3 protein-coding genes are annotated in these 2,026 nt (G+C 55.4%); 1 reads left to right on the forward strand and 2 read right to left on the reverse strand.

Annotation, left to right across the window (positions count from 1 at the left end; translation table 11 throughout):
* Window positions 1–45: 45 nt before the first annotated feature.
* Window positions 46–642: a restriction endonuclease subunit S gene (locus tag ACGYK7_RS19050; protein WP_394403943.1), complete on the reverse strand. Its 597-nt coding sequence runs from the start codon at window positions 640–642 to the stop codon at window positions 46–48.
* 151 nt (window positions 643–793) lie between these two features.
* Between ACGYK7_RS19050 and ACGYK7_RS19055 the strand changes: the two genes are divergently transcribed.
* Window positions 794–1,102 (forward strand): recombinase family protein, encoded by a 309-nt coding sequence (locus ACGYK7_RS19055; protein WP_394403944.1) that lies wholly within the window; start codon window positions 794–796, stop codon window positions 1,100–1,102.
* Window positions 1,103–1,845: 743 nt separating this feature from the next.
* Here ACGYK7_RS19055 and ACGYK7_RS19060 read toward each other — a convergent pair.
* Window positions 1,846–2,026: hypothetical protein (locus tag ACGYK7_RS19060; protein WP_394403945.1), on the reverse strand; the 181-nt coding region annotated here is incomplete at its 5' end.

Below are 2,026 nucleotides of genomic sequence, written 5' to 3' on the forward strand. Positions count from 1 at the left end.
GATGCCCAAAGGTCTTCCTCTCAGCCATCGCTCTCGCCGCCACTGTCATCTACTGGCTATGAGTCCTGAGCCTAGCGTGAGCGATGTGAGCAATTCACTCTTGTCTGCAAGCTCACGTAGCAGATCGGCCTCACGCAAGGATAAGTGATAGGCAGCCCCAATCATTTTCTGGCGGTTGAGACTTGGAACCGGAATCGGGAGATCCTCAAGTGCCGATTTAGAAACACTACGGATTGTTGTGCCTTGGGCAGACGCGCGGAAATACCTTTGCGCTGCTGGCCGATTGATCGCCCAAGTCAAGTAATCTGGCAAAACCTCATCAGTCTTGGGGCGCAAGATCATCAACGGCTGGAACACGGCGATGACCTCATGGCAGGCGGCCGATACAATCGCGGCCGTGCTGGGAACACCCTTGGAGCGAAAAAGAACATCCCCAGGCCGAGCCATGAAGCGATCAGACAAGCCCGCAAGTTGGTAGCGACCCAAAGCGTCAGCCTCAATGGGCCTTCCGGCACGCACATCACCCAACTGAGCAGCGAGGAGCCCGCCCTTCGCGGCGATCTTGAGCCCCTGGCGGGCGGTATGGCCCGCCGAAATATCGCAAACCTCCGACAACCTCATCGGTATAAGATTCTGTAACATGAATACAGAGTACCCAAACAAGCAAGTCCAGTAAACTAATTTCTTGCAGTAACTCGCCTACAGAATCGTTAGATGCTCGCCGTTACAGCGACAATTTTATTACTAAAGGGCTGAAAACCATTACTTCATCGACGCCTTTGGTTTATCTCGCATGGAGAAAAGTCGAATTATCTGGCCCTTCACCAGTTCTGGCCAGCCGGCTTGTGCAGTGTTGTATTATCACGTGGCGACGGGTACGCAGGCCGTGAACGACCTTCCGGTACCGGGTCAACGCAAGCAACTGGAGGTCTACTTTCCACGGCCGGGCTGGCAGGTGGTTCGAGAGTATCAAAAGGCCAGCAGCGGATTCCAGGGCAACCGTTCAGAGTTCGATGGAATGCTGGAGGAGGCGAAATACGGCAAACGGCGGTTTGATAGGATCGTCGTTCACTCCTATAGCCGGTACTCCTGGATGAAGTAGAAGCAAAACTCATCATTTGCGATCTGCGCAAGCGCGTGATCAACATGGTAAGCATCACTTAAGAGGTCGGCCATTACGAAATGGGCGATCTACCGCGCCGCTACATCGTTCTCTTCGACGAGCACTGCGAAACTTCGAAACAAGTGAAGCGGTCTCTGCGCGAGAACGCGCAGCAGGCGTTTTGGTGTGGCGGGCCGACCAGATGGCGGGTCTTGATGCGATCAATATTCATGTGATGACGATGCATGATGCTTAGGGCGCCAAATTTAGTGCCGTTTCCGTTCCCTGGCTTTCACATGCCGCCATCCCCGACGAGGCGCGGTCGCTCACGGCGCGGGACGAGGCCCATCTTGACGAGCTCACGACCACCGAGCGCCATCTCTTGTATGTGGCAGCAGCGCGTGCCCGGGATTTCGTGTGGATGTTGGGGGTGGCGCCCGCGCCGGAGTTTCTCTCTGATCTGGCTGACCGGGAACTTGAAAGAGGCCGATGAACCCAGCCTGCATCGCGGATCGAGAAGAGTGTGCGCTCCACCATCGCATCAATCCTTCTTTACCGCCGCCGGACCGCCAGACTGCGAAAATATGGAACAGCGAACCGCCCCTTTCGTAGCCCTGTGCCCCAGTTCCCCTGATTTTTTTCATCGTGAGGTACGCAGATCGTTCACCGGGTCGCATCCATCTGCAAGGCATCTGTGTTTGGCAGGAAATTCCCTGTGCCTATACCAGTGGTCTTCCCCGAGATCAGACAGCTGATTGAGGCCTTTGCTCCAACGTCTCCTTCATTATGTCCAGCATCTGAGTGCGAAAATCCTGTTCTTTCTCCAAGTCTGAAATCCGCGCTTTCAGGGTCCTGTCCCAGGGAGAGGTGTAACTTCTGGTAGCGCTTTTGGTGGCGTCCGCGCCCTTCATGAGGCGCCGTAGG

Source organism: Sulfitobacter sp. 1A15299, from assembly GCF_043556915.1.
GTDB lineage: Bacteria > Pseudomonadota > Alphaproteobacteria > Rhodobacterales > Rhodobacteraceae > Sulfitobacter.

Excerpts from the sequence above, each read along its gene's own strand:
- ACGYK7_RS19055 (WP_394403944.1), top strand. The coding sequence starts at position 794 with ATGGAGAAAAGTCGAATTATCTGGCCCTTCACCAGTTCTGGCCAGCCG.
- ACGYK7_RS19050 (WP_394403943.1), bottom strand. The coding sequence starts at position 642 with ATGTTACAGAATCTTATACCGATGAGGTTGTCGGAGGTTTGCGATATT.